A 7,071-nucleotide genomic window follows, 5' to 3' on the forward strand; every position below is an offset into this window, starting at 1 on the left:
GGTGCCGGTGACTGCCGCCCGCTGGGCGGCTCGGCGAGTATTACGGCGGCCCGCATCTGCCCGGCACGACCCGATCAGGCCGGGGCGCGCTCCGCGCGGGCCGTTTCCAGCAGTTCCTCCGCGTGGGCGCGACCGGTTTCGGTGTCACCCAATCCGGCGAGCATGCGGGCCAGTTCGATGACCCGCTCGTCCTTGGTCAACGCCCTGACGCCGCTGTTGACGATGCCGTTGCCGTCATCGGATTTGTCGACAACAAGGTGGGTGTCGGCGAAGGCCGCGACCTGGGGCAGGTGGGTCACCACGATCACCTGGTGGGTGCGGGCCAACCGGGCCAGACGTCGACCGATCTCCACCGCCGCGCGACCGCCGACACCCGCGTCCACTTCGTCGAAGACCATGGTCGCGCCGTGGTCCGAGCTGGACAGCACCACCTCGAGCGCGAGCATCACCCGGGAGAGTTCACCACCGGATGCGCTCTTGCTCAACGGGAGCGACTGCGCCCCCGAATGCGCGGCGAGGCGGAACTCGGCCTCGTCCACCCCCGACGCGCCCGCGTGTAATTCCTTACCTCCGACGGCGAGCGGCGCGGAATCCTGCGCGCCAGCGGGCACCGCACGCAACTCGACCTCGAGCCGCGCCTTCCCCATGGCGAGACCACCGAGTTCGGCGCTGACCGCGGCGGCGAGTCTGCCCGCCGCCTTGGTCCGCGCCGTGGTCAGTTTGCGTGCCGCCTCCCGCACCTTCTCCGCGGCGACATCGACCTCCGCGGCGAGTTTGGTGAGCGCTTCTTCCGAGACGTCCAGCGAATCCAGCCGGGCGCGCGACTCCTCGGCCCAGGCGATGACACCGTCGACATCCGGTGCGTACTTGCGGGTGAGGCTCTTGAGTTCGGCCTGGCGGGTCAACAGGGAATCGAGGGCGCCGGGATCCGACGGCAGATCCGACAGATAACCGCTGAGTTCGGTGGTCAAGTCGACCACGACGGCGATGGCCTCACCCAAACGCGGCACGAGCGCGGTGAGCGCGGGATCGTCGGCCGATTCGATGCGACTCCTGGCGGCGCCGAGCAATTCCAGTGCGCCGGAGCCGCCTTCGGGCGAATCGGTCGAACCGGCGAGCGCCTCGTGTGCGGTCGCGGCGGCATCGCGCAGCGAATCGAGGTCGCTCAGCCTGCGCACCTCGCCGACGATGCGCACATCCTCACCGGGTTCCGGTGCGATGGAGTCGATTTCGCCGAGCGAATGTTTCAGGCGATCCGCCTCGAGCGCGAGCTCGCGGCTGCGCGCGGTCCGTTCGAGTAATTCGTTGCGGGCATCGAGCCAGGAGCGCCGGTACGCCTGATACTTGCGCAGCAGCGGTCCGACGGTGTCGGCGGCGAACTGATCGAGCGCGTTCAATTGCTGGTCGGGACGTTGGAGCCGCAATTGGTCGTTCTGGCCGTGCACCGTCAGCAGCGGCGCGGTGAATTCGGCGAGCACCGAGGCGGGCACACCACGGCCGCCGAGATGGGCGCGCGAACGTCCGTCGCTGCCCACGGTACGCACCGCGATGACGCTGCCGTCGTCATCGCGTTCGGCCGCCGACGATTCCAGCACAGCGGCGACCTCGGCACGGGCGGCCTCGTTCACATCATCGACGGTGAACCGGCCCTCTACCACCGCGCGCTGGGCTCCGAGCCGGACCCGGCCCGCGTCCGCCCGCGCCCCGCTCAGCAGATGCAGGCTGGTGACCACCATGGTCTTGCCCGCGCCGGTCTCGCCGGTCAACACGGTCAACCCCTCGTGGAATTGCGCGGTAGCGGTGGATATGACGCCGAGTCCGTCAATCCTGATCTCTGTCAGCACGTGTGCTCTCCGTTCGCCGTCGGCCACGCCAGCCGGTCACGGGCAATTGGAACTTGCGCACCATTCGATCCGCGAACGGCGCGGAATCCAACCGCACCCAGCGCACCGGTTCCGCGCCACGGACCGCTTCCACCCGGCCGCCACGAGGCAGAGCCAAGGTGCGCCTGCCGTCAAGGAAAACTATCGCATCGTGGCCCGTCGCAACCGATTCGACCGCGATCAGGGATTCGGGGCTCGTCACCAGGGGCCGCGCGAACAGGGCGTGCGCATTACTGGGAATCACCAGTAGCGCCTCCAGTTCCGGCCACACCACCGGGCCGCCTGCGGAGAACGCGTAGGCGGTGGAGCCGGTCGGCGTGGCGATGAGTATTCCGTCACAGCCGAAAGACGACACCGGCCGGCCGTCGACTTCGAGTACCACCTCGAGCACACCCATCCTGGACGCGTTCTCGATACTCGCCTCGTTCAACGCCCAACTGGATTCCACGATCTCGTCATCGACGCGGACCGTCACGTCGATCGTCATGCGGTCCTCGACACGGTAGTCCCCGCGCACCACCTGCGCCAAGGCTTCGTCCAGATTCTCGGCCTCGGCTTCGGTGAGAAATCCGATGCGGCCCAGATTGATTCCGAGAACCGGCACCGCGGCGGGCCTGGCCAGTTCGGCGGCCCGCAGGAAGGTGCCATCGCCGCCGAGCACCAGCACCATCTCGCATCCGAGCGCGGCGCTCGGATCGTGCGGGACCACCCGTGCCGGATAACCACCCGGCTCGGCCACGGCTCGCACGCTCGCGCTCGTATCCTCGAATTCGAATCGGGTGCTGTCGGCTTCGTCGTCGAGTACCCGCAACCCGATACCCGCGTCGGCGAAGATCTTCGCGACCCGGTGGGCGGTTTCGATGATCTCGGCGCGTCCGGGGTGTGAGACGAGCAGGATTTCCCGCCGGCCGCCGACGGTCGGCGCGTTCACTGTGGCCCCTCCTCAACCGCACGCTCGACGAGGGCCGCGACCTGCTCGTCGTCGTATTCGAACCGTCCGTCGTTACGCAGCCACAAGAAGTATTCGACATTCCCGGACGGACCGGGCAGCGGGCTCGCCACCGCGGCGAGAGTACGCAGCCCGTGCCCGGCCGCCGCCCTGGCGACCTCGCGCACCGCCTCCGCGCGCAATGCCGGATCCCGGACAACGCCACCGGACCCGACGCGTTCCTTACCCACCTCGAACTGCGGTTTCACCATCGGCAGCAGATCGGCCCCCGGCGCCGCGCAGGCGGCGAGCGCGGGCAGCACCAGAGCGAGTGAGATGAACGACAGATCGCCGACCACCAGTTCGACGGCGCCACCGACGATTTCGGGCGTCAGCGTGCGCACATTGGTCCGATCGAGTACCCTCACCCGCTCATCGCTTTGCAGCCGCCAGACGAGTTGGCCGTATCCGACATCGACGGCGACCACCTCGCGTGCACCCTTCGACAGCAGTACATCGGTGAAACCGCCGGTCGACGCACCCGCGTCCAGGCAGCGCTTCCCCTCGATGCCGACACCGAACGCTTCCAGCGCACCGAGCAGTTTGTGCGCACCGCGCGATGCCCACGACACTTCGTCGGGTACCTCGCGCACCAGCAGCGGGGTACCCGTCTCGACCGCGGTCGCCGGTTTCACGGCGACCGTTCCAGCTATCAGGACGCGGCCCGCGCCGATCAACTCGACCGCGTGCTCCCGCGATCGCGCCAACCCGCGGCGAACCAGTTCGGCGTCCACCCGCGCGCGCCTGGCCACCTCAGATCTTGTCCACCGTAGCCAGGGCCTGAACGAGCACGTCGTGTGCCTGTTCCAGGATGCGGGCGCGCCGGGTGATATCCGCACCGGATTCGGCGCTGTCCGCCGCTGGATTCACCCACTGCGGGCGGGAGCCGAGTTCGGCGAGCAGGCTATCGATCTCGGCGCGGATCCGAGCCGGATCGGCGGGCTCCGGATGCCCCTGCGCGCCGGGCAGGTGCCGACCGGGCAGTGGGACACCGGGGCGGGGTCCGTTCGAGCCTGGTGCGGTCATACCGGGTCCATTCGGGCGGGTTTCGGAGTACTCATTGTGGTGACAACGCTATCGGATTTCGGAATCGGACGCGCGGACCGTCACCGCCCTGCCGGGATGACGGTGTGCCAGGTCGGCCAATATCCGACCCGGGTCACCCTCGACGTCGAATTCGATGGGTGGATGGTTGAGTGCGACCAGTGAGTCGGCGACGAACGTGGGAATCCGTTCGGTCGGCGCCCCGCGCAATTCGTCCAGGGTGCTGACGCCGGTGAGAACGAGCAGCGATTCCAGGCCGACCCGATTCGCACCCTCGATATCGGTGTCGAGCCGATCCCCCACCACCAGCGCGCTGCGCGTACCGGCCCGCACCAGCGCATCCTCCAGCAGCGGCGCGTACGGTTTGCCCGCGACGACCGGTTCACGATCGCTCGCCGCGACCAGGGCCGCGACCATCGCACCGTTGCCGGGCGCGAGACCGCGCTCGTTCGGCAAGGTCCTGTCGGTATTGGCCGCCACCCACAGCGCGCCCGCGCGCAGGGCGTAGGCGGCCTCCGCCAGATCCGGCCATACCGTGTGCGGCGAATGGCCCTGCACCACGGCGGCGGGGGCGACATCGTCGAACCGGCGGATCGATTTCAATCCGACCGCGTCCACCTCGCGTGCCAGGTCGTCGGTGCCGACGACCAGCACCGTCGCACCGGGAGCCAGACGCTCGGCCAGCAGCCCGGCCGCCGCCTGGGCGCTGGTCACCACATCCTCGGAGGCCGCGGGGAAGCCGAGTTCGGTCAAATGCTCGGCGACCGTCTCCGGCGCCCGGCTGGCATTGTTGGTGACGTAGACCAACCTCTGACCGCCGACCTCGCCGACGAGCGCCTCCGGCGCGCCATCGATCACCGCCGGCCCCCTGTACAGAGTTCCGTCCAGATCCAGCAGCAGGGCCTCATAGCGATCCCGTAGTCGCCTCACACCACTCTCACTCCATGTCGCCGATCGGCACCGGGCCGTTCGCACCTCCCGCCGACCGGGTCCGGCGAGGGCAATTCCCGCCCCACACCACCGATGCGGCGATCTCGGCAGCTGACCGAGACGCCTCGCACCCTACGCCAGCGAGGCGACAGGCATGTTTCCCGATATGAGGCCGGGTCGCCGACGAGGACGACCTCGACGCCGGTTACCGCTTCCCCGAGCGACGTGGTGTGCGGTCCCCGACGAAACAGCGTGGTCGCGGTCGGCTACTGATCGCCGGTGAGTTCGGCGGCCCGCTCTTCGGCATCGGTTTCGCCGTCCAGATCCGCGGAGGCCGAATTCAGGAACCATTCCAGGCCTTCGGCGGTGCGGCCTGCGGCGACCAGGGCGTCGGCGTAGGCGTAGAAAAGGCGTGCGGCGGACGAGCCGGTGCGCTCGGGGTCTAGGTCGGAGGTTTGCAGGGTGACCACGGCCTGGTCGTACTGGCCGAGATCCATGCGAGCACCCGCGACGACGATGCGGAGTTCGGCGGCCTCGTCACCGGAAAGTTCCCTGGCCTCGTCGCTACGTCCGAGTTCGATGGCCCGCTCGGGGCGACCGAGTCCGCGTTCGCAATCCGCCATGACGGCGAGCAGACCAGAGCCACCCGACATCCGGCGCGCGGTACGCAACTCCGAGAGCGCCTCGGCCCATTCCCCCGCGTGATACGCCGTGACGCCCGCGGTCTCCCTGACCACAGCGATACGGCCCGCACGCTGCCGGGCGGCACGCGCATGCGCCAACGCCAGCCCCGGATCGTCATCGATCAGGCGAACGGCCATCACCAAGTGCCTGGCAACGGCTTCGGCGTTGGTCTTGTCCAAGCTCAACAGGTCGCGACGGACCGTCGGGTCCAGATCGGATGCCTGGATCTCGTCCGGCAGATCCGGCTCTTCCGCACGAGGCGGGCGGCGATCGCCCTGCCCTGCGCCACGAGCGCCCTCACCACCGCGGCGACGGTCGTCACCCCGGTCGAAGCCTCCACGATCACCGGCGCCGCGGCTGAATCCGCCACGCTCGCTGGAACTCCCGCCGCGATCACGGTCGCCGGAGCTGCCGCCGCGCTTGAAACCACCGCGATCGCCGGAATCACCACCGCGGTTCTGGCCGCCACGGTCACCGGCGTCGCGCTGGAAGCCGCCGCTCTCACTCGCACGTTTGAATCCGCCACGCTCACGCGGATCGGAGCTCCGGTCGGGGCGGCTGCGGTCATCGGAACCTCCGCGGTTCGCGGAACCCCGATCGTCCGAGTCGCGCCGGAAACCACCGCGCTCACCCGAACCACCGCGCGGGGATCCGCTGCGGTCGTTGTCACCACGACGTTGGGCGCCGCGATCACCGGAATCACGACCGGAAGACCCGCCGCGATCACCGGCATCGCGGCTGAATCCGCCACGATCGCCGGAGCTCCCGCCGCGATCACGGTCGCCGAAGCTCCCGCCGCGCTTGAAACCACCCTGGCCGGAGTCACGGTGACCTCCGGACGCGCTCGAGCTACCGCGGTTGTCACCGCCCGAATCACTGCGACGAAACCCACCGCTACGTCCGGATTCGCGGTTGTAGCCACCGCGGTCGTCGGAACCGCCGCGTTTGAAACCACCGCGCTCACCGGAATTGTCGCCCCGGGAGTCACCGCCGCGACCACCCGAATCGTCGTTGCGGCGGAAACCGCCGCGCGGCGTCGAATTCTCTCCGCGCTTGAAACCGCCGCCGGTGCCACCGCGTGTTGAACCGCCACTGCGGTCACCGGAGCTACCAGCACGGTTGTAGTCGCCGGATCCACCGCGTTGATCGGACGCACGTCCACCGGACGAACCGGGACGCTCCCCGCCGCGGTCGGGACGGCCTTCGTCGGAGCCGCCGGTACCGCGGGATGGACGATCGGATCCATCGCCGCGTCGGAAGGACTTCCGACCGTCGTTCTGTTCCGACACGGTGATCCCTTTCTGAAGTTCCGGAAGCCGATGCGGGCTCCACGAGCAAATTCAATCACGTACCGACATCGGTGTAGGGATACGGCCGTGTAGCGAGGGCACGACAAGGTGCCCAAACGACGATAGGGGACCCAGATTCTGGGTCCCCTATCGTGAAGGATGTTCCGGCGGTGTCCTACTCTCCCACACCCTGTCGAGTGCAGTACCATCGGCGCTGGCAGGCTTAGCTTCCGGGTTCGGAATGGGACCGGGC

5 protein-coding genes, 1 rRNA gene and 1 pseudogene are annotated in these 7,071 nt (G+C 68.8%); all 7 read right to left on the minus strand.

What is annotated here, in order from left to right; genetic code table 11:
• Positions 1 to 74 precede the first annotated feature (74 nt).
• Positions 75 to 1,844, minus strand: coding sequence for a DNA repair protein RecN (gene recN, locus ABZS43_RS28835; RefSeq protein ID WP_355039118.1), 1,770 nt, complete (start codon positions 1,842 to 1,844; stop codon positions 75 to 77).
• A complete protein-coding gene (locus ABZS43_RS28840; RefSeq protein ID WP_355039119.1) occupies positions 1,822 to 2,814 on the minus strand; it encodes an NAD kinase in 993 nt (330 codons plus the stop codon). Before ABZS43_RS28840 ends, recN begins: the two co-directional genes overlap by 23 nt.
• Positions 2,811 to 3,623: a TlyA family RNA methyltransferase gene (locus tag ABZS43_RS28845; RefSeq protein WP_355039120.1), complete on the minus strand. Its 813-nt coding sequence runs from the start codon at positions 3,621 to 3,623 to the stop codon at positions 2,811 to 2,813. The genes ABZS43_RS28840 and ABZS43_RS28845 overlap by 4 nt, the downstream gene beginning before the upstream one ends.
• Position 3,624: 1 nt before the next feature.
• The gene (locus ABZS43_RS28850; protein WP_355039121.1) at positions 3,625 to 3,897 is read right to left on the minus strand and encodes a hypothetical protein; all 273 of its coding nucleotides are present in this window, start codon (positions 3,895 to 3,897) and stop codon (positions 3,625 to 3,627) included.
• Positions 3,898 to 3,945: 48 nt separating this feature from the next.
• On the minus strand, positions 3,946 to 4,845 hold the full coding sequence (locus tag ABZS43_RS28855; RefSeq protein ID WP_355039122.1) for an HAD-IIA family hydrolase: 900 nt from the start codon (positions 4,843 to 4,845) through the stop codon (positions 3,946 to 3,948).
• Between the two features lie 266 nt (positions 4,846 to 5,111).
• Positions 5,112 to 5,840 (minus strand): annotated as a pseudogene (locus ABZS43_RS28860) (hypothetical protein); the annotation flags it as partial.
• Between the two features lie 1,140 nt (positions 5,841 to 6,980).
• Positions 6,981 to 7,071, minus strand: a 5S ribosomal RNA gene (gene rrf, locus ABZS43_RS28865); the annotation flags it as partial.

The sequence above is a fragment of the Nocardia sp. NPDC005366 genome, assembly GCF_040606855.1.
In the GTDB taxonomy this organism is placed as follows: domain Bacteria; phylum Actinomycetota; class Actinomycetes; order Mycobacteriales; family Mycobacteriaceae; genus Nocardia.

Bases quoted from the DNA above. Each gene is read 5' to 3' on its own strand.
- ABZS43_RS28850 (WP_355039121.1), bottom strand. From the start codon at position 3,897: ATGACCGCACCAGGCTCGAACGGACCCCGCCCCGGTGTCCCACTGCCC.